General features: G+C 51.3%; 22 protein-coding genes. 13 read left to right on the plus strand and 9 right to left on the minus strand.

Annotated elements, in window-relative coordinates:
- Nucleotides 1-78: 78 nt before the first annotated feature.
- The 4 genes from M0R33_RS05775 to M0R33_RS05790 form a co-directional block, all read right to left on the minus strand.
- Nucleotides 79-1,179, minus strand: a complete 1,101-nt coding sequence (locus M0R33_RS05775; protein ID WP_292566374.1) for a polysaccharide biosynthesis/export family protein — start codon at nucleotides 1,177-1,179, stop codon at nucleotides 79-81.
- Between the two features lie 10 nt (nucleotides 1,180-1,189).
- Nucleotides 1,190-2,611 carry an undecaprenyl-phosphate glucose phosphotransferase gene (locus tag M0R33_RS05780; protein WP_292566377.1) on the minus strand — a complete coding sequence of 474 codons (1,422 nt, stop codon included), beginning with the start codon at nucleotides 2,609-2,611 and terminating at the stop codon, nucleotides 1,190-1,192.
- 380 nt (nucleotides 2,612-2,991) lie between these two features.
- Entirely contained in the window at nucleotides 2,992-3,153 is a 162-nt protein-coding gene (locus M0R33_RS05785; protein ID WP_292566380.1) for a hypothetical protein, read from the minus strand.
- 255 nt (nucleotides 3,154-3,408) lie between these two features.
- Nucleotides 3,409-3,750, minus strand: coding sequence for a hypothetical protein (locus M0R33_RS05790; RefSeq protein WP_292566383.1), 342 nt, complete (start codon nucleotides 3,748-3,750; stop codon nucleotides 3,409-3,411).
- Nucleotides 3,751-4,004: 254 nt separating this feature from the next.
- On the opposite strand from M0R33_RS05790, the gene M0R33_RS05795 reads away from it, so the two are divergent.
- Entirely contained in the window at nucleotides 4,005-4,247 is a 243-nt protein-coding gene (locus M0R33_RS05795) for a hypothetical protein (protein WP_292566385.1), read from the plus strand.
- Between the two features lie 182 nt (nucleotides 4,248-4,429).
- Here the strand turns inward: M0R33_RS05795 and M0R33_RS05800 are convergent, their stop codons facing one another.
- Nucleotides 4,430-8,017 (minus strand): hypothetical protein, encoded by a 3,588-nt coding sequence (locus M0R33_RS05800; RefSeq protein ID WP_292566388.1) that lies wholly within the window; start codon nucleotides 8,015-8,017, stop codon nucleotides 4,430-4,432.
- Nucleotides 8,018-8,326: 309 nt separating this feature from the next.
- On the opposite strand from M0R33_RS05800, the gene M0R33_RS05805 reads away from it, so the two are divergent.
- From M0R33_RS05805 to M0R33_RS05820, 4 genes are read left to right on the plus strand one after another with little or no spacing between them, the layout of a single operon-like run.
- Nucleotides 8,327-9,787, plus strand: coding sequence for a HAMP domain-containing sensor histidine kinase (locus M0R33_RS05805; RefSeq protein ID WP_292566391.1), 1,461 nt, complete (start codon nucleotides 8,327-8,329; stop codon nucleotides 9,785-9,787).
- Nucleotides 9,788-9,801: 14 nt separating this feature from the next.
- Nucleotides 9,802-10,377, plus strand: coding sequence for a hypothetical protein (locus M0R33_RS05810; RefSeq protein ID WP_292566393.1), 576 nt, complete (start codon nucleotides 9,802-9,804; stop codon nucleotides 10,375-10,377).
- Between the two features lie 5 nt (nucleotides 10,378-10,382).
- Nucleotides 10,383-11,993: an ATP-binding protein gene (locus tag M0R33_RS05815; protein ID WP_292566396.1), complete on the plus strand. Its 1,611-nt coding sequence runs from the start codon at nucleotides 10,383-10,385 to the stop codon at nucleotides 11,991-11,993.
- Nucleotides 11,986-12,714, plus strand: coding sequence for a response regulator transcription factor (locus tag M0R33_RS05820; protein WP_292566398.1), 729 nt, complete (start codon nucleotides 11,986-11,988; stop codon nucleotides 12,712-12,714). The genes M0R33_RS05815 and M0R33_RS05820 overlap by 8 nt, the downstream gene beginning before the upstream one ends.
- A 62-nt stretch (nucleotides 12,715-12,776) precedes the next feature.
- Here the strand turns inward: M0R33_RS05820 and M0R33_RS05825 are convergent, their stop codons facing one another.
- Nucleotides 12,777-13,850, minus strand: coding sequence for a lytic transglycosylase domain-containing protein (locus tag M0R33_RS05825; RefSeq protein WP_292566401.1), 1,074 nt, complete (start codon nucleotides 13,848-13,850; stop codon nucleotides 12,777-12,779).
- Nucleotides 13,851-14,078: 228 nt separating this feature from the next.
- Between M0R33_RS05825 and M0R33_RS05830 the strand changes: the two genes are divergently transcribed.
- The 4 genes from M0R33_RS05830 (at nucleotide 14,079) to recN (ending at nucleotide 19,261) form a co-directional block, all read left to right on the plus strand.
- Nucleotides 14,079-14,858, plus strand: coding sequence for an ATP-binding protein (locus M0R33_RS05830; protein ID WP_292566404.1), 780 nt, complete (start codon nucleotides 14,079-14,081; stop codon nucleotides 14,856-14,858).
- Between the two features lie 61 nt (nucleotides 14,859-14,919).
- Nucleotides 14,920-16,614 carry a glycosyl hydrolase family 17 protein gene (locus M0R33_RS05835; RefSeq protein WP_292566407.1) on the plus strand — a complete coding sequence of 565 codons (1,695 nt, stop codon included), beginning with the start codon at nucleotides 14,920-14,922 and terminating at the stop codon, nucleotides 16,612-16,614.
- 85 nt (nucleotides 16,615-16,699) lie between these two features.
- Entirely contained in the window at nucleotides 16,700-17,575 is an 876-nt protein-coding gene (locus tag M0R33_RS05840) for an NAD(+) kinase (protein ID WP_292566410.1), read from the plus strand.
- 12 nt (nucleotides 17,576-17,587) lie between these two features.
- Nucleotides 17,588-19,261, plus strand: coding sequence for a DNA repair protein RecN (recN, locus tag M0R33_RS05845; RefSeq protein ID WP_292566413.1), 1,674 nt, complete (start codon nucleotides 17,588-17,590; stop codon nucleotides 19,259-19,261).
- Nucleotides 19,262-19,532: 271 nt separating this feature from the next.
- Here the strand turns inward: recN and M0R33_RS05850 are convergent, their stop codons facing one another.
- Entirely contained in the window at nucleotides 19,533-20,876 is a 1,344-nt protein-coding gene (locus M0R33_RS05850) for a hypothetical protein (protein WP_292566416.1), read from the minus strand.
- 378 nt (nucleotides 20,877-21,254) lie between these two features.
- Between M0R33_RS05850 and M0R33_RS05855 the strand changes: the two genes are divergently transcribed.
- The gene (locus M0R33_RS05855; RefSeq protein ID WP_292566418.1) at nucleotides 21,255-21,929 is read left to right on the plus strand and encodes a response regulator transcription factor; all 675 of its coding nucleotides are present in this window, start codon (nucleotides 21,255-21,257) and stop codon (nucleotides 21,927-21,929) included.
- A gap of 4 nt (nucleotides 21,930-21,933) precedes the next feature.
- Here the strand turns inward: M0R33_RS05855 and M0R33_RS05860 are convergent, their stop codons facing one another.
- Nucleotides 21,934-23,748: an ATP-binding protein gene (locus tag M0R33_RS05860; RefSeq protein ID WP_292566420.1), complete on the minus strand. Its 1,815-nt coding sequence runs from the start codon at nucleotides 23,746-23,748 to the stop codon at nucleotides 21,934-21,936.
- Nucleotides 23,749-24,073: 325 nt separating this feature from the next.
- Here M0R33_RS05860 and M0R33_RS05865 point away from each other — a divergent pair, with 325 nt between their 5' ends.
- The 3 genes from M0R33_RS05865 (at nucleotide 24,074) to M0R33_RS05875 (ending at nucleotide 25,530) form a co-directional block, all read left to right on the plus strand.
- The gene (locus tag M0R33_RS05865; RefSeq protein ID WP_292566423.1) at nucleotides 24,074-24,256 is read left to right on the plus strand and encodes a hypothetical protein; all 183 of its coding nucleotides are present in this window, start codon (nucleotides 24,074-24,076) and stop codon (nucleotides 24,254-24,256) included.
- 102 nt (nucleotides 24,257-24,358) lie between these two features.
- Nucleotides 24,359-24,511, plus strand: a complete 153-nt coding sequence (locus tag M0R33_RS05870) for a hypothetical protein (protein WP_292566426.1) — start codon at nucleotides 24,359-24,361, stop codon at nucleotides 24,509-24,511.
- A gap of 719 nt (nucleotides 24,512-25,230) precedes the next feature.
- Complete coding sequence (locus M0R33_RS05875) at nucleotides 25,231-25,530, plus strand: hypothetical protein (RefSeq protein WP_292566428.1); 300 nt, start codon at nucleotides 25,231-25,233, stop codon at nucleotides 25,528-25,530.
- 229 nt (nucleotides 25,531-25,759) lie between these two features.
- Here M0R33_RS05875 and M0R33_RS05880 read toward each other — a convergent pair whose 3' ends face one another.
- Nucleotides 25,760-26,086: a hypothetical protein gene (locus M0R33_RS05880; protein WP_292566431.1), complete on the minus strand. Its 327-nt coding sequence runs from the start codon at nucleotides 26,084-26,086 to the stop codon at nucleotides 25,760-25,762.
- Nucleotides 26,087-26,354 lie beyond the last annotated feature (268 nt).

Here is a 26,354-nt window from a genome sequence, read left to right on the forward strand (position 1 = left end):
TAGCTTGATTGTGTGGATACATCATTTTTCATAACCCAATAGGTTGAAAACATCTTTAATAAAGGCGCGTACCATGGCTTAAATTCCCATCATCGCGGCTGTCGACATCATGGCGGTAAAGGAACCCGGTAAAATCTGGTTCAACACGCGCGACCACTGCGTTACCCCGGCGGTACCCACAAACAGCGTGTCATGCGGCTGTAACGGAAATTGCTCGGCTAAAATCATGGCGTCGGGCGATTCGGCATTTAACCGGAAAATCTCCGGCTGCATGTCGCCCGCCCGCAGCACGTAAATATTGCCTGGCCGGGAGGTATTGAAATCCACCCCATAGGCCTCTGCCAGTGCCTGCGACAGACTCATCCGACCCTTATTGATCTGAATGGCCTGCTGCCGACCCACTTCGCCCATCACATATATTTTGCTGTCTTTTTGATCGCCAACGTTCAGTACATCGCCGTCCCGCAGCAGTAAATTATGAGTAGTCAGGCCTTTTTCATACATTGCTTGTACATTCAATCGGTAAAGCTTGCCGCCCCTAGCCAATGCCACATTATTGAGATCGGATTCCTTGGTGGCACCGCCCGCCCGGCTAATCGCTTCGGCGACAGTCAGCGGCGTTTCGGTCATGGCCACGATGCCCGGGTTAGTCACTTCACCCACCACCGCGACCCGATGCGATTGAAACGACAGTACCCGCATGTCGAGCTTGACCTTCTTGAAGTATTTGGACAGTTCGCGGGTCAGTTCCTCGCGTACCTCCGGTACCGTTTTGTCGGCTACGTGCAGGGTGCCGACATAGGGGTAATACAGATCGCCATTGTCGTCGACGACTTTACCGGCCATGTCGGGGTTAATTCTTTCGCCACCGGGATCGTTGAGTTCCGGATGCTCCCACACCGTGATTTGCAATCTGTCCTGAGGGCCAATGCGATAACTGGTTCTGTTGTCGCCAGCCAACGGCAAATGACTCACCGCCTGCCGTTTGGCAGTTTCCCGCTGGATGATCAGGTCAGCGGTAATCGGCTGAATGGGGAGCTTTTCCTTGACCAGTTGGCCGTTTTTCAGGGTCGGCAACTCGATTTCGCTCATGCCGTGGTCGGTTTGCATATCCATGCCGGGCGTCAGAAAACAGCCCGGCAATGACACAATCAGCAACAAGAAAGTCAGTCTTAACATCACATATTTCCTAGTAGGCATTTTTATTAACAAAACCGGTTACAACGGTACGTAAGGCAATCTCCAGATCGAACCACAGCGACCAATGTTGGATGTAGTACAAATCGTGTTCGATGCGCTGGTTCAAATCGGTATCGCCGCGCCAGCCGTTGACTTGCGCCCAACCGGTGATGCCGGCCTTGACCATGTGTTTTTTCATGTAATTGGGCACTTGTTCCTTAAACACTTCCACAAAATCCGGGCGCTCGGGGCGCGGACCGACCAATGACATATCGCCTCGCAACACATTGATCAATTGTGGCAATTCGTCCAGACTGGTTTTGCGTAAAAAGGCACCGAAGGGCGTGGCGCGGCTTTCGCCGGGCTTGGCCCACACCGCGCCGGTTTCGGCTTCCGTATTGACCGGCATGGAGCGAAATTTCAGCATCACGAATTTGCGATTGTTCCAGCCTACCCGTTCCTGTTGGAAAAACACCGGCCCGCGCGAACTGAGTTTGACGCCGATGGCAATCAGCAACATCAATGGGCTGATCAGCAGTAGAAAAATCAGCGCCAGCAACCGGTCTTCCAGTTCCTTGATATAACGGTTGATGCCATGCAAAGGCGATACCGACACATCCAGGGTGGGAATACCGGCCACCGTGTTCAGGCTGAGGAACTTGCTTTGTTTAAAGGCAAAACAATCGATCACCAAACGGATACTGACCGGCAAATGTCGCAGTTCGTGTTGTACCCGTTCCGCCAGAGACGCGCCCGGAAAGGCCACCCAGACTTCGTCCACCGCTTGTTGGGTCACGATATGGGTAAGATCGCTTAATTTACCGAGCCGCGGCAGCGCATAATCCTCAACCGAATATCTATCTTCTTCCCGATCATCGACAAAACCGATCACCTGCAAACCCGCCCAGGAAGACTGGTTCAACTGCCGACTGACGGCAACCGCCATATGATTCAGACCTACTAAAATGATACGCCCCTGGCTCCAGCCGCGGGCCCGCAACCAGGCCAGTATCCGTGACATCACGCCGCGGGCGGCCAACACCAGCAGCAAACCCAGCACACCCCAGGAGGCGATCCAGCGATAACTGGAACCGAACCAGAAATGCATTCTCACCAAAAACACGATGGAGACCACCGTCAGTAGCGCCAGTAACCAAGCCCGCACGATACGCGGAATTTCTCCGCGCATCGCATCGTTGCGCCAGGGCCGGTACACCTGGCCTATTTCGAAAAAAATGATGGCGCCCAACACGCCCAAGGCAATCACGAAGCGGTAATGTTGGTCTATGACATTGTCCGGCAGCCAGAAGTAATGCGCCAGCCAGGCTGCAGCCAATAACATGACTACATCGATAACCCTCAACAACAGGATCACCGTGTGCCCGTATTGCTTGAACAGCCCGTTGAAGATATTTCCCAAACCGAGTGGCATTGTTGTTAAACCCCTGTTTCTCTGTAAACAATCGAACGGCTATCGCCATTCCGCCGCCGCGCATCGAAAAAATCGACTCGCGACCCTTGGTTACAAAGGTTACAGAAGCAAGATGAGGAACAACTACTGATTAGATTAAGATCGGATGAGTCTGAAATTAAGGATTTATGAGGATGCTTATCAAGCGGTCCGGCCAACGACGTCGATACTTAAGCCATTGCAGACAGTAAAATATCCAAACGCGGCGCCTTCAGCCCAAAGGGGGGGTATCTTGGCTAAAATCAGGCAAAAAAAGCCTCTACCCTGAACAAGGATAGAGGCTATAGAGTATGCGGCACAGGAGTTACCGCTTGACAAGCAGGGAGGTCACACAGAAAAACTTAGCTACGAACGGGTTTAGCTAAAATCAGGTTACTGCTAAAAAACGACATGCCGAACAAAAAGGTAGACGCTACAAACTGACCGGACATAAAACTCAAAATACCCGTAACCAGAAACAACTTGGTCATGACGTCTCTATACACATTTTTGGATCTATTCATATTCGCCACCTTGAAATGTTTTCAGTCGTTGTTGAGTACGGTTTAACTATATACCCCTAATTAATATTTTCAATCAGGCATTCATCGTATTGTTTATTTCGTATTACAAAACAATTGCCGGTTAATTTTTCCTATATACTCAACTAATTACAAAATTTAGCATCTTATAGCCGACGATCCTGCCTTGCCCTACTATCTGTACCCATATAGGTCTCCAGCAGCTAGTTGCGAAGGAAATTAAAGCAAGGAAAACGCTTATGATTCCCTCCTCGCGGCCCTCTCCCGCGAGGTGAAAAGGCGAAATGCCTCTCCGAGCAATGCCTGGTTTTCTTTAGCCATCAAATCCTGAATCTGCTGCCTCACATCCCGCCCTCGACCATCCTGCTCGACCGGCATAATAAACATACTCTGCCTCTGGCTGGAGTTAGCAACCGCACGTTTTTCAAGCCGATAACCAGCACCGATAGGAGGCGCATCGTTCGCGTGGCTCAACACCATTAATTTCCACTTCCTCAACATTTCGCCAATTTTCCAAATAAATGCCTTACTCAACATAACCATGAAAACTTGAATAAGGCCAATCGAGTACTCGTTCAATAATTCCCACGCTGGAGCGTGGGATCTATAAATCGTTGTTTTTTAGCACCCGAAAATTTGCCTTCAGCATTCCGCAAACCCAGTCTTTTCAATCGCATTTAGCCCGCTTAAAGCCTTTATTGGCCTGTTCCTCCCACACAACATTAATTCCCCAGTGTTTGAAGGCGGTCACATTGGGCTTGGAAATTGGCTGTTTCAAGCGGGCGAATAAACGCCTATACTCGGAACCTCCTACTAACGGATGGAGATTAAGCATGAAAAAATTGGTATCAATTCGCGCACTTACAGCAAGAATTAATCGCAAGCTGGCTAAAGAATCCAAAAAACTCATGAAGTACAAGCCGAGGCTGGAAGAGAATGAGCCGCTTGTCGAGTACGCAGTCGTGGATTTAAAGACAAACTCCATCCTCAATTTTCACATGGCCAGCGAGATACAGGAATTTGCCAGGGGGCTGGGTTGCTTAGCGTCCTTGGAAGATGTTTCACTCGAAATATAAATAAACATCGCCAATAGTTAAAGCCGGGGTAACCCGGCTTTTTTGTGCCGGTTACCTTGCTCAACAAACAGCCATGCGTACGGCTATCCTTCGCGCCCTACCCCGAAGGGAAAAGCAATCGAGATACCGAAATTCGATAGGCAAAAGCTATAGTCTATAAGCAGCGCAGCATATCCATTGTTTCAATGGCGGGTTAAGGCTTGGTAATCCCGCTGTTGCAACACATAAACCGGGCTGGCTGAAATATTCAAATACGCCCTCCCCGTCTGGTCAACCGGCAAATCGCGGCGCGCACCCACCACATCGACCACCACCCAGCTTTTACCTGGATCGAGCTGTAACGGCCAATCAGAGACGCCGGCATCGTCGCGCCAGATCATCAATGTAGTTCCGAAATAGGCTGCTTGAATCGCGGCATCGCGGGTATCGACAGCTTGATACGGCAAACCGTCGATTAAGGCGCTGGCGGTATATAACGCTGCCTCGCCCGGCTTGTGTCCCATGGAATAATCCCAAATGCGACCATAAGCCAGATCGTATTCGTGGGCAATGCAAAATGCCAGGCCCAGATAATCCTGACGGCTATTCACCCAGGCAATCATCTTGGCCGCCTGCTCGGCTTGCCAGCGCCGACCGCTAACACCGTGCATGGCTTTAGCGCCGGTTTCGCCCAGCCAAAACGGCAGGCTGTTCTGTTTGCCCAAATCGGCATAAACCGCCAGCACCCCGCGTTCGTCTTCGGTACTGCCGTTGCCCAACGGCTCGCCGAAGCGCGGGGCATTTTGCGGATAGGCGTGTACATCCCAGGCATCCTGGTATTGGTCCAGCCCCAGTTGCAAGACTTGCTTGAACCAATCGCCCTCGCCCGGCCGCACCAAGCTGCCGCCCAGGTAATGCGCATCCGGGCGCGCCTGATGCGCCAGTTGAAATTCCCGCTTGGCCCGTTCCAGCCAATGCCCGGGATCGCGCAATTTTTGCCATTCAGGTTCGTAGCGAATATCAATTTCATTGCTGGCTTTGAAGTAGCGGGTATAAGCGGCGGCGGCATTGACGAAATTGCGCCCTTGTTCCGCTTGGTCATTCAGCCAATGACTATCGCCGGCGGAATCGGCAAACAGCTGCAATCCCAACTGCTTTGCGCGCCGCCACTGGCTTTGATATTGGTTATCGAAGCCCGGATAACTGCCAAAACTGTTAAAAATACCCATGCGTTGCAGCCAGTTAAAATACGCTCCGGCCTGTCCGAAACTATTATCGCCGTCGGCCAAGGCGTAATAATCGTTATTCCAGAGTTTTTTCAGAGCCAGACGCTGTCTTTGTGCCACATTACCCGCCACCACCGAAAAACCGTCGGACGGGTAGTTCATAATCAAGTGGCCGTCAGGGGTATATAACGACGGATAAACCGCGTAATAGCCGGGTTCGGCAATCGGCCCCAAATCGATTTCAACCTGACCTGGAAAAAGACTGCTGATTTCGTGTACGGCGATCTGCTTACCGTTATAGTCCTTCAGCCGCAAGCGCAATTTGGCCTGAAAGCGAGGTAGCGGGGCCGGCAGGGTTTGTTGTTCCAATATCGGCTGCCAGCGCATATCCATCCGCAGTTTTAGCGGCTCGCCCGGATGCGGCAAATTGGCGGGTGCATCGACGAATACCAACGGTCGAATTCCGGCCGCGATGGCGTTCAAAGCCAGCTCGGCGGCCGGGTCGCTAAGTCGAGTCTGAATAGTCTCGCTGGCCTGACCGTTGGCATCCGTGAATTGGGCTGTAAAGGAAAAACGCTGGCCTTGATCATGCTGCATGGTCAGTTTCAGCAACAGACTATGCCAGCCGGGCGCCAACGCCAGTTTGGCGAGTTGCGGTGCTTCCCGGCGCTCGGCAATAGCTGTCGCCGGCAAACCCTCCGTGGTCAGCCCCGTTAGCAAGCCGGCGATTGCGCCGCCGCTGGATGAAAAGCCGCCGGGTGGCTTGGAATCAACCGCAAACCGAAAGGCTTGTCCGTCCAGCCAACCCGCGGACTGGATGCCGGATTGGGCCAGATGCAGCCAAACATCGGTCGCGTGTTCGGTATGCAAATATAGCTGCGCGTATCCGGTACCGCGCGACCAGCCGTAGGCATGCGGCGCGGCTTTAAGTATTTCCACACTGGCATCGCTTTGGGTCGCGGCAGGCTGCCAGCTTTTCATCTCCCCGCCCATCATTTGCAGGCTCAAATAGGGCTGCCCCGGATTAGGCCGCAGTATCGTTTCGGTATCCAAACCGGCGATCGACACTCCCGCCAATCCGTCCTGCAAACCGCCCACCAACCATGCGGCCGGCCTGCCGTTCCGCAGCGGTTTCGGTGTATCGGCAACGACTGTCGGCGGGACAGGCATGCCGCCGGCTTTGTCCGGATCGGCCAGAAAATTCACTACCTCGGCTGCGTGTTTCGGATTGCTCAATACGCCCAGCAGCGTGAAATGATCGTCGCTGATCAAAGCCGCCGGTAATTGCGAAATATTCAACTGCCTTGCCATCGTTTCGGCTGGCTCGCCGAGCAAATAGGTTATGGGCAATTGTCGACCCGTTGCTTGGGCCGCGGTGGCTGAAAGACCGGCAAACAAGACTTTATCCCCCTCGCCCTTGCCATCCAGTACGTACAAACGCCGATCTGGATTTGCTACCGGCCGGGACTGGGCGAGAAAGCGGTTTCTGGCTTGAGCCTGCTCGGGGCTCATCCATTCCCCTACCGGCATTTCCAGTTGCAGTAAAAACGCATCGAATACCTTGGCGCCATCAGCCTTGCCGCTGTTATCGATTTCCAACCAACGGTCGCCCGGCAACAGGGTGACGCTTTCCTCGGCCGCCAGCCACTGATATTGCCATGGGGTGTTATTGGTCGTCACTAATTCGGCACGGGTCGCTAATTGCTCCGGCTTGGCGCCGGCCTTGAGCACAAAATGCTGCGCGACCTGCGATACTTCCCCGCCGCTTTTGTAACGGGCGAAAAAACGATAGCGGCCGGGCACGATGCTGGATTGCAGCGGAAATTTGAAATTGGCTGCCCAATCGCCAAAACCCGCATGAAACACTTGCACTTCATCGTCTAGTGTCAATAGGGATTCGGCACCCTGCCCTGCTTGGGCACTACCGATATCGACCTGTAAATCCGTCTGTATATCCACAGCGGCTAAACGAGGGGTATTGCCCAACTCCAGCAGCAGCAGCGGATGATTAACGCTACCACTAACGGGTAACGTGGTTTGCGGTTGGGCCAGTAAAAAAGCATCAAAGGCTTTGGCGTCTTGCCCGGCACCGTGATTACGCAGCTCGATAACTTTATCGCCGTCCTTCAAGTAAAGTGTCGAGTCCGCTCCGATCCAGGCCGGCTCCCACCCCTTGGGCTTTAGACTAAATATTGCCCGTTGCGCCAAATGTTCGAGGTCCGGCCCCGCCCAAATTTCAAAACGTTGCACACAGAGATCGGGCTCGCCGCCCTGACGCCAGCGCGCCCAAAACTGATAAACGCCCGCCTTGGGAGCGGCGGCCAGTTTAAATCTAAAATCCACGCCCCATCGGCCAAACCCCGGGTGCAGACTAACCGCTTCATTTTTATCAACCTGAACCGTGGCGTCTGCTGCGTTCAGCAATAACTCGCCTGCCGTCCGACTGAGCTGCGCCGTTTCGGGAACCGCCATCGGTTCAGTGCCTAAATCGAGCAGCAGCGCCGATAAAGGCCTGGCCGTAGGCGCGGGGAACTGTATTACATCCGCGTTCGCAGTTGTTGACACAAGCACTTGCGCAAGCCCTGCAACAAACAAAAATGTTAACTGGGACAATGTTTTCATAGTTCGGTTAGGGGAAAACGACGAAACGGCTTCGCAACATGAAAAGCGTGCTAAATTAAGGGTATCATAATGCTATAAAACTCCAACCAGCCAAATGCTTTTATTGCCAAACCATGCATTGGTCTTAAAACTATTTGTAGACTGCCACTTCATCGAATCGATGCAAAAATCTAAACACCGTTCAAAGTTTAATTTTCATGAAATCTGAATTTGTCGGTACTATGGACACGTTATTTTCTTTGTTGAGTGCGGATGAAATATAAGAATCTTTTATCGTTAAAATCTCTGATCGTACTGGGCTTTGCCACAGCTGTTATTCCACTCTTTCTGGGCGTAATGTATGCCGCATACGGCCTGCGGGAAACCGCGGAGCTTGGTAGAACCATTAATTCTCAGGTTTTCGAACAAACCAAAACCATACGCACGGTATTGCAGAAATCATCCGATATAGAGCGCAAAGCCCGGCTGTTTGTTTTGTTATCCGATCCCGCGCTTCGGCAACCCTATGAACGCGAATCCTATGAGGCGGCCCGTGCATCGTTCAAACAGTCGCTGAGCGATTTGCTGAAGCTGCACGTGGATAACAAAATTGCCCTGCTGGTAAACGAATTATCCGAAAAGGAGAACCTGATTTATCAACAAATCATCGGCTCGGAAACCGACAATAGTTTTAAATTACCCATAGATGAAGCGTTTCAAGGTTTACGGGAATCCTCCAATGTTTTATCGCGCGAATTTGAGAATCATGTCGAGCATACTTTTAACGAATTGCGCCAGTTATCGGAGTCCCTGGAGCAAGGTTTATTAATCAAGGGCGCCATTTTACTGATGCTTTCCTGTGCCTTGGTGTTGGCCTTACTCAACGTACTATCGGGATCAATGCGCCAGTTGGACACGGCTATTCGCCGCTTGGGGTCCGGCGAATTGCAGGAACCGATCGAAGTCAGCGGACCGGCCGATTTACGTTATCTCGGCGAGCGTCTGGAATGGCTACGCACGCATTTAATTTCGCTGGAATCGTCCAAGCAACAATTGATGCAAAATCTGGCTAGAGAAATAGAACAACCCTTACAACAAATCCGTCATGGCGCTGGACAACTGGCCACGCCGGACGAACAGTTTACCTCGCACACGGAAACCGAGCTTGCGCTTCAAATGGAAGCCAGCGTCGACAAGCTGAAGACAGTTTCCGAACAATTGTTAAAATACAGCCAGATTCAAGCGTCCCAGCCTATTCGGGAGATACAGATCCTAAATATGCACGAACTGGTGGAAACCACGCTGGAGAGTTTCGAGGATGCTTTACAAGCCAAATCGATCCACGTGAAAAAACTGATCAAACCTTTACAGATAGAAGGCATAGCGGAGCAATGCCGCGGTATTGTCGAGGAATTGCTGGCCAATGCCATCCAATTTTCGCCTGAAAACGGCGAAATCCGGATTATGTTGCGGGATAGCGGCAATGTCATGGAACTGGAAATTGAAGACGACGGCCCCGGCATCGAGCCCGATACCCGTCTGCAGGTGTTTGAACCATTTTACAGGGGCAACCCGACCGCTCAAACCGAACCTGGCGAAAACCACGGTTTGGGATTGGCCATGGTGCGTGAATATGTCGCCCACCACCAAGGGCAGATCGAATTTATCGACCCGAGACAGGACCATTTGGGTGCTCGCGTCAGAGTTCAGATACCCTTGGATATTGCAGCCTAAATTCAGGAATTTTTATGCCACTTTTACGAGCCATACGGCTACTTTGTTTGATTTTGAATGTTTTACTGGTAACCGGCTGCGCGGGGTTTAATTCCGCTAACGATAGAGATGCACAAAACCGTTACGATCCCTATGCACAGTCCGGCATTGATGAACTGCTGGCTTTTGGCGCCAGCATGGCAAGCATGTCCGATGCAGGCAGGGCTGAACTATGCAAATCTCTGCTTAACACTCAAAAAATATCGCCTTCGGATGGCAAACAGTTGCATCTGATGGTCGGCCGCTTGTTATCCAATGCCTGCGGGGATATCCCAACCATACTCGCCGGCGTCCACGCCATCAGTCCTGCATATGCGTCGGATGAACGGGTGCAGCGCCTTATCGCTATTCATACCCAGGCCCTGCAACGCATCCATCGTCAAGCGGAAAAACTGAACGTAGTCGAGCAAAAACAAAAGAAAATAAAAACCACTTTGGAATCAAAAGAACCGGCGGGCCCCCAGAAAAACGAAAACCGCTTACTGAGGGAAAAACTGGAGGCCATTCGCACCATGGAAAAACAAATGGATGAAAGCGTAGACAGCAACTAATCAGCATGTTCCGTTTTCGCCTGGCATTGGTCATTGCCGTTTCTTTTGGTTTCGTGTTGCTGTTGGGCGGCATTATGTATTGGGGGGCCGACCAAGTCGCCAAACATTTCCAACGCAGTCAAACCGCTTTCGAAGCCTTTGACCACTACGAAAACTTATCGCAGGAAGCCTACCGGTATTTCAAGCAACAAATGGATAGGCTGATCACCAGCGGCACTAAGGCGGAATCCGATTTGGAAACCTCCAAGCAGCGTTTGCTGGAAGCCATGCAGGCGCTTCGGGAACAAGCGATAAAAGATCCGCTGCTGATAGCGGATAAGCAACAGCGCAACCCGGAGAAGGCCACCGAACTGGAACGGGTTGCCAACCTGACCGCATTTCTGGACGCCAGCGAATACCGTTTTAACGAAGTCGAGCGATTACGGGAACAAGGGCTACGAAACGAGGCCTTGCAAGCCTTATCCAAGTTTTCGGATGAAGAAATCGACATCAAATTTCAGCCGCTGATCGACGCCGCCATCCACGCCGAGCGAGACAAAGCCGCTCAAGCCAAACAAGAACTAGAAAATCTGGTCGCTCAATCGCGCTGGGTGACTATTTCAGCGGCTTTAATTGCCGCCATTTTCAGCCTGACCGCCGGGGTATTTTTACTGGGGCGAGTCAAAAAACCCATAGAAGCCTTAATGCAAGGCACTAATGAAATCGCCTCGGGCAATTTAAACTACCGTATCATTTTAGATAGCCGCGACGAGTTTGCCTATCTTGCCAGCCACTTCAATAAAATGGCGATCGAGTTAGGCGTGCAACAAGAAAAATTGCGCCAAGGCCGAGAGGAGTTGGAAAACCGGGTCGCCGAACGCACCTACGAGCTGCAACAATTAAACCAAGCCTTAAAACGTATGGACGCCGAACGGTGCGAATTTTTGGCCGACATTAGTCACGAACTGCGTACCCCCATCACGGTGATCAGAGGCGAGGCCGAAGTGACGCTGCGCGGCCATGAACGCGATCCGGAAGAATATAAAGACACTCTGCAGCGTATCCTAGACTTAGCCATGCAACTGGGTAAATATGTCAATGATCTGTTATTTTTGGCTCGCTCCGAAACCGCCAATCTACAGTTTGAATGGGACGAACTGGATCTGACGGAATTAATCAGCAGTAGCGTGGAAGATTTTAAGATGATGGCGGAGGAAAGCGCTATTTGCCTGTCCTATACCGCGCCCGAACAACCCATTTGGTTGTTCGGCGACAAACAACGTCTGCGGCAGGTTTTATTTATTTTAGGCGATAATGCCTGCCGCTATTCAAAACCCGGCGGACAGATCATAATTAACACTTGGCTGGATGAAACCCATGTTTACATCAGTCTGACCGACAAGGGAATCGGCATCCCTTCCCAGGATCTGGAACGCATTTTCGAACGTAATTTTCGTAGCGAAAATGCCCGCCATCTGCACGATGACGGTTCCGGTCTGGGTTTACCGCTGGCAAAATCCATTTTAAAAGCGCATGGTGGTCAAATCAGTGTCGATAGTTGCGTAAACGCCGGCACTACCTTTACCATCAAATTGCCGTTAATTTCCACAGGCGAGGACCAAGATTCCCATGAGTGAACTTCCCCCTAAATCCAACCATAACGGCGACTTCGGATTCCTACGGATTCTGTTAGTCGAAGACGATAAACGGATTGCCGATTTTGTCGAACGCGGCCTGAAGGCCGAAGGATACGCCGTGGAAACGGCCCGCTGCGGACAGGACGCCATCGCCATAGGTTGCGAGAGCCAATTTCAGGCGATTATTCTGGATTTGGGCCTACCCGACATCAACGGCCGCGAAGTGTGCGAACGGCTGCGTAAGCACAGCGTCGATACGCCTATCCTGATGCTGACCGCCCGCGATACGGTTCAAGACAAAGTCACCGGTCTGCGTTCGGGTGCCGACGACTATATGACCAAACCGTTTGCTTTTGAAGAGCTGTTGGCGCGGATTGAAGTTTTGATGCGCAGGCGCAGCGGCGAAATCAAACTGGATTCAAAAGAACTGCAAATGGCCGACTTGTTGTTGAATGTGGATACACATGAAGTCAAACGCGGCGACACCGGTATAGAACTAACGCCCAAGGAATTCGCTTTGCTGGAATGCTTTATGCGCATGCCGGGCAAGGTGTTAAGCCGTACCCGGATTTTGGAACAGGTGTGGGGCTATAGCGCCGACCCCTTAACCAATGTGGTGGATGTGTATATCCGCCAGCTGCGCCGCAAGATCGATGATAATTTCGAGCTGAAACTGCTGAAAACAGTGCGCGGTTATGGCTACAAAATGGATGCAACCTAAGGCGATTTCCCACCTAAAATCTCAACCCGGCAAAATCATGATCTGAAACTGCCGGGCAGTGCTTATTCCGCCGCCAGATACTGTCCCGGATGGATAGGCGTTTCGTAAAATATGCCTTCACGAAAGTAAGGTTCCGGATTGCTGGCGATTTCCCGCGCCGCTAAAAATTGCGCATAATAATTCCGGGAAGCAAACCCAAAGGCCGGGCCGTCATATTGCTCTACAATCCGCACAAAATCGGTTCCCATTCTGTTTTGCGCCCGGTTCATCCCGCCGATGCCATGATTGTAAGAGGTCAACGCCGCCGGCCAATTACCTAATTTTCTATAGGCGTAACTCAAATAATTGGCGGCACCGTTGGCGGAAATAAACGGATCTAAACGTTGATCCACTCGGTTATTGCCGGGCATGAAGGTTTGTGCCGCTGCCTTGGTAAATTGCCACATACCGACGGCACCGGCCGAAGAGCGCGCCGACGGTTGGAATGAAGATTCCACATGCGGCAAATAAGCCAACTCTTCCGGCAATCCGGCATCACGAAACACTTTTCTAAATTGCAAATTGTACTTACCGCTGATTTCCAGACCGCGCTTAAAACGCTCCCGAGTACCGCGCTGCGCCCTGACTCTATCGCCGGCGCCGGGCAAAATACTGTTTAACGGCCGACCGCTGCTTTCCAGTTTAGCAATCAACTGCCGATCATCGGCATTCAAGGCGGCGTTATAACGTAATTTGTTTTCCAGTTCGCTCAAACGTGATTTCCAGAAATCGCGCCGACTGCTCATCGCCATTTTTTGCTCGGTCGTCAAGCCTTCCGCCACATATCCCGGCAAAGGCATGACTTCATAAACGACGTCCATGAATCGATCATCATGGTAAGCCACTTCCGAGCGCCGCCAAACCGCATAGGTTTTACGCCAAAAATCCACCGCGGGCTCCAAAGCGGCCGGCTTGGGAAACAGGCCGGTGTAACTCGCGGGGGCAATATTATTCCTGGCCTGATTGGGCGCATGCGAAATATTGGCTCTGTAGGGAATGGCTTTATCGCGTTTATAGTTTGTCTGAGAGGTGCTGCAACCATTTAGCATGATTAACAGAACGGGAAAAAAGGATACTTTTAAAAACTGTCGATTCATAGTCTTACCGTGGTTTGGTTCCGCTGGGAATGATTCTTGGTAGCCGGTCTTTGAAGAATAGCGCTCATTTCAACATTAAGCTTAGAACAAACGTGAAGTTCGTCACATTTATTATTGTAATTGTTCTGATTATTTTAATCTTAAAATCGCTACTTTTAAGGATACTTTGTTATAAAGCCAGCTGGATAACCTAACTTCACCGATTTTTTTCCACCCTTGAAATGACTTATGATTGACTGGAACACCACTTTTGCAGCCATCTGGCGCCAGCGTCAGGCGTTTTTACGCCCCGTAAAACAAACGGATCCCATACGCCTGGAGCAACTTTTCGGCATCGATGCCCAAAAACAGCAATTGATGGCCAATACCGAACGTTTCCTGGCCGGCCGGCCGGCCAACAACGCCTTACTCTGGGGAGCCAGAGGCACCGGCAAATCGTCTTTGGTGAAAGCCTTGTTAAACGCATACCGAGATCAGGGGCTGCGCATTATCGAAGTGGATAAACAGGATCTACTGTATCTGCCGGAAATAGTTGACGATATTCGCGAGCAACCGCAACGCTTCATTATCTATTGCGACGATTTATCCTTTGATAACGGCGACACCTTATATAAACCCTTAAAAAGCGTACTGGAAGGTTCCATCGAACTGCCGCCCGAAAACGTACTATTTTATGCTACCTCCAACCGCCGCCATTTGCTACCCGAGCACATGCGCGACAACCTGGATACCCAGTTAATCGATGGTGAAGTGCATTATTCCGACACCATAGAAGAAAAAATTTCACTTTCGGACCGATTCGGTCTACGGCTGGCCTTTTATCCGCAACCCACCCCCACCTTTCTGGATATTGTCGACAGCTATTTCGTCGATTTTAGCGGCGACAGAGCGGTTCTACATAAAGCGGCGCTGGATTTTGCCCATCAGAACGCCGCTAAAAACGGCCGTACCGCTCGCCAATTTTTTAACGCTTACAGTCGCCAAAGCGCCGCCGCCAGCAAACCTTAACTCTAGCAAGCCGGGTATAATCGGCCACCTTTTGCTCTTTATCCGGCTCCGATAACCTTCTATGCCATCCGTCAAAATACTTAGCAGTTTGCTATTAATCATAGTAATTCACGCCACATTTGCCTGGTTCCACAACCAAGCCCGTGACGCCGGCCCCGATGTACCATCGGGTAAATTGCGCAGCTTGTCGTTCGCCCCCTATCACGACGGCTTCAGCCCCATCACGCGAAAATTCCCGTTGCCCGAGCATGTAGACCAGGATGTACAAGCCGTGGCCAATAAAACCTATAGCATTCGCACTTACTCGGTACGCGGCGGCATGCAGCCGACACCCGCCTTTGCCCGGCAATACGGCGTCGATATGATGATGGGCGCCTGGCTGGGCGACGGGCATCCGGAAAATAGAATAGAAATCCAGACCTTGATTGATGCCGCCAACCAAAACTGGGATGTGGTTAAAAGAGTCATCGTCGGCAACGAAGTGCTGCTGCGCAAGGATATGGATATCGACACCCTGATCGGCTATATCCGCCAAGTAAAACAGGCCATTAAACAACCGGTTACCTATGCCGATGTCTGGTCGAGCTATATGCAATATCCGCAATTGTTTAAGGAAGTGGATTTTATTACCATCCATATCCTGCCTTACTGGGAAGACGAACCGGTGGCGATTGAACACGCCGCTGCCCATGTGCGGAAAATCGTCCGGCAAATTACCGATAAAGCCCACAGCCTGGATGTCAGCAAGCCGATTTTAATCGGTGAATCCGGCTGGCCGGCCATCGGCCGGCAACGCGGCGCGGCCGTGCCCAGCGTGGTCAACGAAGCCCGCTTCATCCGCGAATTGATTCAGGTTGCCAATCAACAAGGTTTCGACTACAACATCGTCGAAGCGTTTAACCAACCCTGGAAAAGTAACAGCGAAGGCGTGGTCGGCGCCAACTGGGGCTTGTTGGATATCGATCGCGAACCGGTATTTCCGCTAACCGGACCAGTCACGGAAAATCCTGCTTGGATAATGCATTTTGCCTGGGCCACCGGCTTCTGCTTATTGGTCGTCGGCATTGGTTTCAGTTCGCTACAAAGGTTATCTTTGGCGCAGTTGCTGGTATTTTTAACCTTTGCGCAATTGTTTGGCATTGGCTTGGTCAATCAGGCCGATTTGCTTTGGCATACCAGTTACAGTCTTTGGCAGCAAAGTTACACGCTGTTCATGGTGGCCGCCAGCGCCGTCCTGGCCGGTCTGTTACTGCAGCGTTGTTATGCCGTGTTAAGCAAACGTGCCTCAGCCCAGCCATATGCGCAAGCCCTGCGATACGGCTATCTGTTTTTCGTGGCGCTGGCCATTTACAAGACATATCACTTGGCCTGGGACGGCCGTTATTTGAGTTTCCCGATTGCCCAATTCAGCATTCCGGCATTGGGCGTGATAGCTGTGGCGGCCTGTTTCTGGTTAAACCAAGGCCGGCCAAGAATCAACCTCGCTGAATTGACCGGCAGCCCAGTTCGACATCCCAAACAAGGCTTGCTGAGCTATTTACTGGGGTTTGGGATGCTGGCGCTGATCGCGGGCGAAACCTATTCCTTCATGTCGGCCTACGACTTTATACAAGCCCACCCCGACTTCCAGGCCGGCCTGCCGATAGCGCTGGGTTACACGCTTCAAAATCACCAATTACTTAACTGGTTGTTATGCGCCCTGTTGCTGGCCTTGCCTTTTTGGCCCGCCCGCATATCTATCCCTCCACGTGAGTAGCGGCTACTATGCCAAGACGATCGGCAGACGCCGCCACGGGATTGTTTGTATAATCCAGCACAGCTTTTTCAACTATTTTCACCCCATGCCCACACCTTTTCATCGTATCGGCATCGTCGGCAAATTCGGCGACCCTGGCATAGCCCCTACACTACGGGAGCTATACGGATTTCTGCATGGCCGTGGGCATGAGGTTCTAATGGATAGCCAGAGCGTTGAGCTGATCGAAAATGCCGACGTTAAAGGACTGCATATCGACCGCTTGCCTGAATATTGCGACCTGATCATCGCGGTCGGCGGCGACGGCACCTTCTTGGCCGCCGCCCGCGCGGCGGCCGATTTCGAGATACCTCTGGTAGGCGTGAATCTGGGCCGGCTGGGGTTTTTGGTGGATATTTCGCCGGAGCAACTCACCAGCCGAATGGAACAGATTCTGGCCGGACAACACAAAACCGAGCAGCGTTGCCTGCTGCATGCGTCTATTTACCGGGACGGCGAGGAAATACACCGGCAAACCGCCGTCAATGAAGTGGTGGTGCACCGCTGGGTGACACCCAGCATGATAGAAATCGTCACCAGCATAGACGGCGTATACCTGAATACCCAACGGTCCGACGGTTTGATCGTCGCCACCCCTACCGGCTCCACGGCCTATTCGCTGTCGGCGGGCGGGCCGATTCTGCATCCCGGCCTGAACGCCTTGGTGTTGGTGCCGTTAAATCCGCACACTTTGTCCAATCGGCCGCTGGTGATAGACGATAATGTAGAGATCGAAATCGGTTTTACCGATGCCAAGCAGATCAACGCCCTGGTCACCTGCGACCATCTGGAAATACCCGATGTACTGATCGGCGATAAAATCGTCATCAAAAAAGCCGACAAAGCGATTAAAATTTTGCATCCGGAAGACCACGATTATTTCAATATCCTCAGAAGCAAACTCAACTGGAGCCGCGGTTAAACCGCCAGACCTATGCTGTTAAACCTGAACATCATCGACTTAGCGGTCGTCGACGCCCTGGACCTGGATTTAGACCCCGGCATGTCGGTGCTGACCGGCGAAACCGGCGCCGGCAAATCGATTTTACTGACAGCGCTGGGATTGGCGCTGGGCGACCGGGCCGATTCCGGTTACGTGCGGCCCAACAGCAAACGCGCCGAAGTCAATCTGGAGTTCGACTTAAGCAAGGCACCGCAGGTCAAACACTGGCTGGAACAACAAGAGCTGGACGACGACGGCCAATGTCTGGTGCGCCGCACCATCAGCGAGGACGGCCGCTCCAAAGCGTACATCAATAACCGGCCGGTCAATCTGCAAACCCTGCAGGCGCTCAGCCGGCAGCTGGTGGAAATCCACGGCCAACACGCCCATTTAACCCTGCTGGATAAAGACGAACAGCGCCTGCTGCTGGATGGCTTCGCGCAAAATCAGGCCTTATTGGAAGCCGTGAATAACTGCTACCAAACCTGGAAGCAAACCCACAAAACCCTGCAACAACTGCTGAAAGCCGGCAGCGATCAGGCAGAACGGGAAGAATTGCTGCGTTATCAGCTAGAGGAATTGCAGCAGTTGGATCTGGACAATTTCTATTATCCAGCTTTGGCGGACCAACATAACAAACTGGCCAATCTGGGCAAGATACTTGGGGTCGGCCAACAGCAACTGGATATTTTGTACGACAACGATCAGCAATCGGTCGCGCAAATGCTGGGACATTGCATACACGCCATCGGCGAACTGGCCGAATACGCCGGCGAATTGAATACCATCGTCGAATTACTCAACGAAGCCGAGATTCAAGTGGGTGAAGCCGCCCAGCAATTGCGCCGCTTTCTGGAAAATCAGGAAGCCGACCCACAGCAATTGGTCTGGCTGGAAAACCAGATCGGCATCGTGCAAAACCTCAGCCGCAAGCACAAAACCACCCCGGAAGAACTGCCGCAACTGGCCGCTCAACTGGCGACCGAACTGGATAACATCAGCCATAGCAGCGAACGCATCGAAAGTCTGACGCAGGACTGCGATAACCAGTTAAAACACTACCGGCAACTGGCCGCCGAACTGTCCGCATCCCGCCAAACGGCAGCAACTGAATTGCAGCAACGCATCTCGAACACCATCAAGGAACTGGGCATGCCGCACGGCGAGTTTCTGGTCAACATTAACAGCGACAAAGCCGCCGAACCGCAACGTAACGGCCTGGACGGCATCGAGTTTCTGGTCAGCACCAATCCCGGCCTGCCGGCCAAACCGCTGACCAAAGTCGCCTCCGGCGGCGAATTGTCGCGCATCAGTCTGGCGATACAGGTCACCACCAGCACCGACAAAACCACTCCCACCATGATCTTCGACGAAGTCGACTCCGGCATCGGCGGCGGCATCGCCGAAATCGTCGGCCAGAAACTACGGCGTTTGAGCCAAAACCGCCAGGTATTGTGCGTCACCCACCTACCGCAAGTCGCTTCGCAAGCGCATCAACATTTATTTGTGGCGAAAAACCAAAATGCCGCAGTCACCTCTTCCACGGTGCGGCGTTTGAGCGAGGAAGAACGCGTAGACGAAGTCGCCCGCATGCTGGGCGGGGTGACTATCACCGAGAATACGCTGGCGCATGCGCGGGAAATGTTGCAGGTTGGGAAAGGTTAGCAACTGGATCAAGTTGTTCCCGAGATAGCCAATTTGCTTGACCCCATGGATATAAAGGTAAGCGGTAGCTCCGAATAGCGAAGCGTATTCGGAGCTACCGTCCCTGTCACACGGTCAATACAGTTAAAACTCCCACCAAATAAGGGTATATTTGCCATCAAATGGTTGTATTCTTATCTCTATTCTTCTGGCACCCGCCCGTAACGCTTCTTTGACAGAAAAGGTAACTTGGTCTTTCGGTATGTTTTCTAGCCTGTGCATCTAAACCTCCTTAATTGCAAGAAATAGATAGATCTTTAACTGCGGCAACCCGCAAACTGTTAGCACTTTTGCCGATCATAAAAGTGACGTGATCGATGCCGCCAGCCGTTAGTTCGCGCCATTTGGTCAACTTCGCCATATTTGCAGCCCCTGAATCGAGCCAAGATTCGATGCAGGAAGTGGTTTTCAGATCGCCACCGTCAAACTCATCTGAAGTTCCGGTAACCCTGGCTTCATCTATCTTAATGGCTTTTAGAATGACATCTTGACAAAGACTAAAATATTGCGCTGCTTTACTGGTGTCATCCGACGAGACTATAGCCATGCAATAATCCAAGACATAGGGTTTATTCAGCACGTTGTTTACCATACTGGATACCGCTCCTGCTATGGCTACGGTTGACTGATCATTGAGGCGGTTGTAACTTCCACTACCTGAAAACTCAGCACTACCGGAGGATGATGCTGCGGCCGTTATTGCACCAGAGTCCAGCGTAGCTTTTAAAGATTCGACGCGTTCCGTTGCTGCGTCGAGAGTTTTTTGCCGCAGAGCGCGAATTTCCTCCGCCAAAGCAACTTCGCGATCGGCGGTCGCAAGTTCTCTCTCGGCTCGCAATAGCCTTGCGGCCGCGCTTTGTCCAGCAGTATCGTCTCCTGAATTATTTTCTCTATTAGACTGGGCTGATGCAAGTTCCGCTTGGGCCAGATTTTGTTTGCCTTCGCTATCGCTTTTCCGCTCAATAGCTTGTTCTAAACTATTCTGGGCTTGCTGTTGTTGTTTCAAGGCCACTTCGAGCAATTGAGAGGTGGCAGTCATCACCGAGGTAACATCAGCCGAGGCACTACTAGATAAACCTGCTTGTTGTGCAACAACAGCCCCCGTCAGTTGCTCGGTGGCGAGAATGACGGCCGTTAAATCTTGGCTGCGGCTCAACAGCGCCATAACCTGAGGCCCGCTCAGCATTTTGTTACCGTAAGCCTCGCACATGCGATAGAGAGCATCACGCATCAGGGTAATGGACTGGGTCCTGAGGCCGATACTCGCCACGCTCGAACTGCCACTAGCAGCTAACGAACCAGTGCCATAAGGTGGCACACTGGCCCCAATGCCTAAAGCCGCAGCAAAGGCTGCTAACGCGTCCGGACTGGGTTCCGCGCAGTACTTACCCATTTGGTTGACGATAAACAGTCGTTGTTGGATATCCAAATGGACTGCCTTGCCTTCGTTATTGCTAAAATCCAGCGGCGTGGTCCGGCTGAGCGTATTGATGTTAGCGCATCCTGCCAGCAAAAATAACACTCCAAACAATAAAACCGCGTTTCTTAGCCATGCCGGGTTAATTGCCATTTTCATCTCAGTTCTCCGTAATAAACACCTAGCAAAAAGTTGCCGTGTATTGATAGCCAAATGCGGGCCTAATCTCATAGATAGGCTACTCAGGTTCATGCTGCACAAACGGTTCGAAGATGAGGGCGGTCAAGGAGCCTTACAAAACCTTACAATAGAACATCCGAAAATTTTCTATCGAACCTAATCGTGGATATATATACACGTCAACCAGCACTCCTCCTGGGTTTTCAAAGTTCCACTATTTTTAATCTCGGCGTGATTCTCCAGCCTCCATAAACTATTATCCAGCCACCTTTCGTAATGGTACAAACGTACTGGATAATGACTCCTCAGTTTAGAGCTACACTTGCGAGTCACGTTATCTTGATAGGCAACCCATAGATGAACGTCCTGCTCATCGACGACCATTTTTGCGCCCGCGAAGGCGTGGCGTGTTTGTTGAAACAAATCATCCTTGAGCTACAGGTCTTCGAAGCGGATAACTTCGAAGAGGGCTTGCTGTTGGCGCGCGACACGCCTTTGAATCTGGTATTGCTGGATGTGCAGTTACCGGGCACAGATGGGTTGAAGGGGCTGCAGGAATTGAAAACAGCCTTCCCTAATTTATGCGTGGTGATGTTTTCTGGATTGGACGATAGAGAACTGGTATTCGAGGCGTTGCGGCAGGGCGCGATGGGGTTTATCGTCAAAACCGTGTCGCGGCAGGCTTTTGTCGAGGCTTTGCGGGATGTGCTGTCCGGCAAGGTGTACTTGCCGGCCTCGGCGGTTGGGCCGCAGCCGGTTTTGCCGCCTGTAAAAACGGTTGACGCCGACATTCGCCCTCCATCCGACCCGACAAGCCTGGGTTTGACGCCGCGGGAGTTCGAGGTATTGAGTTGGCTGGTGCAAGGCAAATGCAACAAAGTGATTGCCAAAGAGCTCGGTATCGGCGAACAGACCGTGCGCAACCACCTGCGGCCGATTTTTCAGAAATTCGGCGTGGCGCGGCGGGCGGAGCTGCTGGTCAAGGTGTTCGAGCAGGGGATTGTGTTCGGCAAGCCGGGAGTCGGAAATTGAAGGCTTAGCGGCCTAACGCCCGCGCCATGGTTTCCATTAAATTCGCAGGCCCCGCCGGTTTGCGCAACAACAAGGTATCGGCGGGCAATTTGGCTTTTTCCTGATCCGGAATGGCGCGGGCCGAGAGGATGATGGTCGGAAGCGGGCCGCAGTCGGCGTACACAGCTTCGATAATGTCGTGCGCGGTTTCCCGCTCTTGCAAGTAAAAATCGCTAATCAATAAATCCGGCGCACGGATATTTTCCGCCAACGCAGCCAGCGTTTCCGCTTTGCAAGATAGCGATTGCACCAAACAACCCCAGGTCACCAGTTGTTTGGTCATCGCATCCAGCACTTCAAAATCGTCATCTATCAGCATGACGAAACTACCGGCAAGACTGTATCCCAAAGGCATGACAGTGCCGATTTTCGGCATGCTTACGGCAATTGGCAAATAGAGTTGAAAATCGCTACCGCGCCCCGGCCTGGAATACAGTTGCAAGCTATGCTGCGGTAGGCATTTGGTGGCTGCTGAGACGTAGGCCAAGCCTATACCCAAACCTTGAGAATGATGATCAGATTGGCGGCGGTTACTGCGGAAAAATTCCTTGAAAATGTCATCGCGCATGGTTTCGATAATACCCGTTCCGCTGTCGACAATATGCAGTTTTAATCGCTCAGGGCCGATTTTGACGGCTGCGACCACAATCCAGCCTCTATCGGTGTATTTGATAGCGTTATCGATCAAGTTGCCGATGATTTGACTAAGCATACAGGCATCACTGTAGATGTTGTAAGGCGGCGATTGACGCAAGCAGACTTTTAGTTTTAGTCCGCGTAAGGCGGCTTGGGCGGTGAATTGATTTTCCAATCTCGCTAACAATAGGTTGATATCGACATTCGTCAACAACGGAATTTGCTTACCTGACTCCAAATTGGCGATATCCAGCACATGGTTGACCGCTACGTTGAGTTCGTCTATCACCAGGCCCATCCGACCGGCAATGTGTTGTATAGGATGATTGTCTTGCTGGCTGCAAGCGGTATCTAACACAGAGGAATAGCAACTGAGCGCTTGCAACGGTTGGCGTAGATTATGGCTGAGCTGATGCAGAAAGCGGGTTTTGTCCTCGGTGCTATTTTCCGCATTGCGTTTTTCGCGGAAGGATCTCCGGGAGTAGGCTTCCAGTTGGCAACGGGTACATAAGCCAAAAATATTGACGATCAGCAGATTCAATATTGAAGGGATCAGGGCGACGGTTTCCACGCCAATATACGCACCGCTTAACGGCATCGCCACTGCGGTGCACCAGCCAAACCCCAAGGTGGCGCGTAACGACATGAACATTTGTCCGTAGCTGAAAAAATACATCGGCAGCAACCCAGGCCAGGTGTCCTCATAATATCTGGGGTCACCATCGAACAACATCACAACCAATAAATGCGAGGCGGACAGACCGGCGCCGAGTTTGGCGATGGTATTGATGCGACTTACGGCATGTGGGCTGACCTGTAAATAACTGAATAAACCCAGTAGCACTAATACAACAGGCAGCCTCGACAAGGCTTCGACAGGCGTAATATTACCGGTGTAAAGATCCAAAATGATGTAAGCCAGGAAGGCGCTCGCGCCCAAAACTAATGCAAATTTTAATGGCGTGAGTAAGACTAGATAACGCTCCTGCCAAAATAAATGTTCAGTCTCAGTGTCGAAATACCGGATAGCGAATAGATTGCGTAAATTTATGTTGAATAAACCGCAGCCTAGGTGATCTGCACCAGGTTGCCGAAAAAACGCTTTAACCGCGAGTTTATCGAATAAGGGTTTTGGTATGCGCATGCCGCTGATCCTTGGCTACGGTTGAGAGTCACGACAATGCTGTCGCATTATCCACACCGATAGCCGGAAGTTATTATTTTTATAGCATCTATCGCATTCTCGCCGTTATTGAGCGCTTGAGCAATGTTTGTTCGCCAACGCCAAAATCCCCGCGACCTCTAACATCCCACCTGCAGAATCAGCGCCGTCCGCAACCGGCTTTTTTTGAGCAGTACATGCGTTCGAAGTCTATGTGACAATCGGAACACCTGGTTAACCCAGCTTGCTCTGCCCGCCCGTCTCCCGATCAGGGTTGTGATTTAATGCCGCAGTCCAGTTGAATTCGATGTCGATGACATCATTCACGCCGACCCAACGGGTGGAAATATTTCGCCGCGGTGATGAAATTATCCTTCGTGAGACACCGGCCAGCACAGCCGCAATTTTCGACACACTCATCGCATTACCCGACGACTTCATGCGTGACGGCCGCGAAGACACGCCGCCTCAGGAACGCGAGGCCTTGTGATGAGCGCTCGCTATTTGCTGGATACCAATATCTGTATCTATATTGCCAACCTGATTCCGGTATATGCCCTGCCGGAAACCTCAGGCGAACATTAGCGCCGAATTGCAACGAAACGGCCTACCCATAGGTAATAACGATTTGTGGCTGGCGGCGCACACCAGAGCACAAGGCTGGATTCTGGTTACCAGCAGCGAACGCGTGTTTGTGCGAATTCCAGGCTTGCAAATTGAAAACTGGGCTACATCGCTAGCCTAAAACAATTTCAAATATGGTTACGGAACATTTGATGACTGTTCCGGCATTGCTTTACATCCGTACAAGTTCGTTGTATCACGCACAAACCTACCAACTGCGTTTTATTTAATGTCTGCGCCTTTCGCGCCTCTGCCCACTACACCCTTCGACATCTCGGTTTTGGATAGCCAATATAATCCGGTTCTTAGTTCTACCTGATTATAAAGCTTCTTCCGCTGTAACAAAGTTGACCATCATACCCGCCGGGACGCGGGAGCCAAGGCAATGCATGCTGCAGTTGCCGAAACCAGTGCCATTTTTCGCTTTGTCCCACTAGCCAATACCCTACCAACCACATTCTGAACCGCAATCAGCGCACCAATTCGGATAATTACGCACCATTTTTGTGCACACCTTCGGGGCTTCACTTTCTCCTCTATAGAATCGCCTTAGCTCTTTTACAGTGGTATTCAGGTATTCACCAAGACGACATAAACCATCCGTATCGCGCCAGCAAACCGCCGCCGCAGCGCATCATTAGCCAGTCGTCAAGCATAGAATGAACGAATTTACACACAACTTGGCCCATTATCTGCATTTGGATACAGGTATGTTTGCAAAGTTTGTTTCAGACTGGCGACTCGTTCCAGGTCATCCCGAGATATTCGGACCGATTCAAGTATGACCGTCATCGGCTAAGTCGCAATCATTCATTCAAATGAAAATAATGGGGAAAGGTTATGAAAATTATAATGTTGGCTATCTCGCTTCTATTAATGACAGCATGCGCGCCTAATTCTAAACTGATAACTCAGGATGGAAACGACGAACTTGCCGTTAAAAGCGAAAACGATAAATTATGCGAAAATCATAAAAATGATTTTGAATATTTTCGTGTAGCGTTTGACAAAGAGCATTCCGAAATCTGTTCGACAGGTTGCGCGTATACGCCTTCCATGAACAAGAATTCCGATACGATGGAGCGTGTTGCCGGTCTGTATTATTTAATGAATTGCGATTCCGAACACGGACGATTGTAAAATATAAACACATACCCAGCGGGGATTTTGGTTCTGTGTGCGTGGTTTAGGCAAAAGCCGATGAATGCAGGCTTGCTGGTTGCAAGCCTGGTTGGCGGACACCAGACTTTGCATAGAGTCCCCTTCAGATTCGAAAGCGATTAACGCCGTTTAAGGTTTTTCGGTTAAGGGACTAGCTATTTAACCCGTCGCGGCGTAAATCAAAAAACTCGCTGCCGACCTTTTTTCATTAGCTGTTACAACTGTAAACCCGGGCGACAGCGTAGCCGTTGAATACCCCAACCGGGATCATCCGCTCCCAAACAATATGGCTGGCTCCAAGTTTTTCGGCACGACCAAGCGCGGCAGCTTTGGCCTGTCTATGCCAGTCATAATGCTTGCCGTAACCCGACCACCCTTCTACCTTGCTTAAGAATTGGCAACTTCCTAGCGTAGCCAGCCGCGCCTCCACAGGCTTGGCCATGCTCAAAGACGGAAAACAAGCTGCCAACAAAATTAACAGGGTACCGTTGAGTAAGATCTTATGGTTAATTGCGCGCGTGAAAACACTGAACATACGGACTCCTCTGCTTTTATAATTAATGCGACAACCACCGTCGTCGTTCAGTCAAGCGACTTTGGGCGTGCCTTTTTTATGAATTCGTGTTGATAAAATAATCGGGGTGAATAGCTGACTAAAGACCGAAACAATCTCCGTCAAAACGCACCACTATGGTGAATAACACCCGCAAACACGCAGGCAGTATACGTAGTTTCGAATCGAAATCAATAGTTTTTAGCAGAGAAGCCCCGCACCAAGTTAACAATCGGCCTACTCTTGACCT

Source organism: Methylomonas sp., from assembly GCF_023228165.1.
In the GTDB taxonomy this organism is placed as follows: domain Bacteria; phylum Pseudomonadota; class Gammaproteobacteria; order Methylococcales; family Methylomonadaceae; genus Methylomonas.

Bases quoted from the DNA above. Each gene is read 5' to 3' on its own strand.
- M0R33_RS05865 (WP_292566423.1), top strand. From the start codon at position 24,074: ATGTCGATGACATCATTCACGCCGACCCAACGGGTGGAAATATTTCGC.
- M0R33_RS05850 (WP_292566416.1), bottom strand. From the start codon at position 20,876: ATGAAAATGGCAATTAACCCGGCATGGCTAAGAAACGCGGTTTTATTG.
- M0R33_RS05820 (WP_292566398.1), top strand. From the start codon at position 11,986: ATGAGTGAACTTCCCCCTAAATCCAACCATAACGGCGACTTCGGATTC.
- M0R33_RS05815 (WP_292566396.1), top strand. From the start codon at position 10,383: ATGTTCCGTTTTCGCCTGGCATTGGTCATTGCCGTTTCTTTTGGTTTC.
- M0R33_RS05780 (WP_292566377.1), bottom strand. From the start codon at position 2,611: ATGCCACTCGGTTTGGGAAATATCTTCAACGGGCTGTTCAAGCAATAC.
- M0R33_RS05855 (WP_292566418.1), top strand. From the start codon at position 21,255: ATGAACGTCCTGCTCATCGACGACCATTTTTGCGCCCGCGAAGGCGTG.
- M0R33_RS05840 (WP_292566410.1), top strand. From the start codon at position 16,700: ATGCCCACACCTTTTCATCGTATCGGCATCGTCGGCAAATTCGGCGAC.
- M0R33_RS05835 (WP_292566407.1), top strand. From the start codon at position 14,920: ATGCCATCCGTCAAAATACTTAGCAGTTTGCTATTAATCATAGTAATT.
- M0R33_RS05825 (WP_292566401.1), bottom strand. From the start codon at position 13,850: ATGAATCGACAGTTTTTAAAAGTATCCTTTTTTCCCGTTCTGTTAATC.
- M0R33_RS05860 (WP_292566420.1), bottom strand. From the start codon at position 23,748: ATGCGCATACCAAAACCCTTATTCGATAAACTCGCGGTTAAAGCGTTT.
- M0R33_RS05880 (WP_292566431.1), bottom strand. From the start codon at position 26,086: ATGTTCAGTGTTTTCACGCGCGCAATTAACCATAAGATCTTACTCAAC.
- M0R33_RS05810 (WP_292566393.1), top strand. From the start codon at position 9,802: ATGCCACTTTTACGAGCCATACGGCTACTTTGTTTGATTTTGAATGTT.
- M0R33_RS05875 (WP_292566428.1), top strand. From the start codon at position 25,231: ATGAAAATTATAATGTTGGCTATCTCGCTTCTATTAATGACAGCATGC.
- M0R33_RS05785 (WP_292566380.1), bottom strand. From the start codon at position 3,153: ATGAATAGATCCAAAAATGTGTATAGAGACGTCATGACCAAGTTGTTT.
- M0R33_RS05775 (WP_292566374.1), bottom strand. From the start codon at position 1,179: ATGTTAAGACTGACTTTCTTGTTGCTGATTGTGTCATTGCCGGGCTGT.
- M0R33_RS05830 (WP_292566404.1), top strand. From the start codon at position 14,079: ATGATTGACTGGAACACCACTTTTGCAGCCATCTGGCGCCAGCGTCAG.
- M0R33_RS05805 (WP_292566391.1), top strand. From the start codon at position 8,327: ATGAAATATAAGAATCTTTTATCGTTAAAATCTCTGATCGTACTGGGC.
- recN (WP_292566413.1), top strand. From the start codon at position 17,588: ATGCTGTTAAACCTGAACATCATCGACTTAGCGGTCGTCGACGCCCTG.
- M0R33_RS05795 (WP_292566385.1), top strand. From the start codon at position 4,005: ATGAAAAAATTGGTATCAATTCGCGCACTTACAGCAAGAATTAATCGC.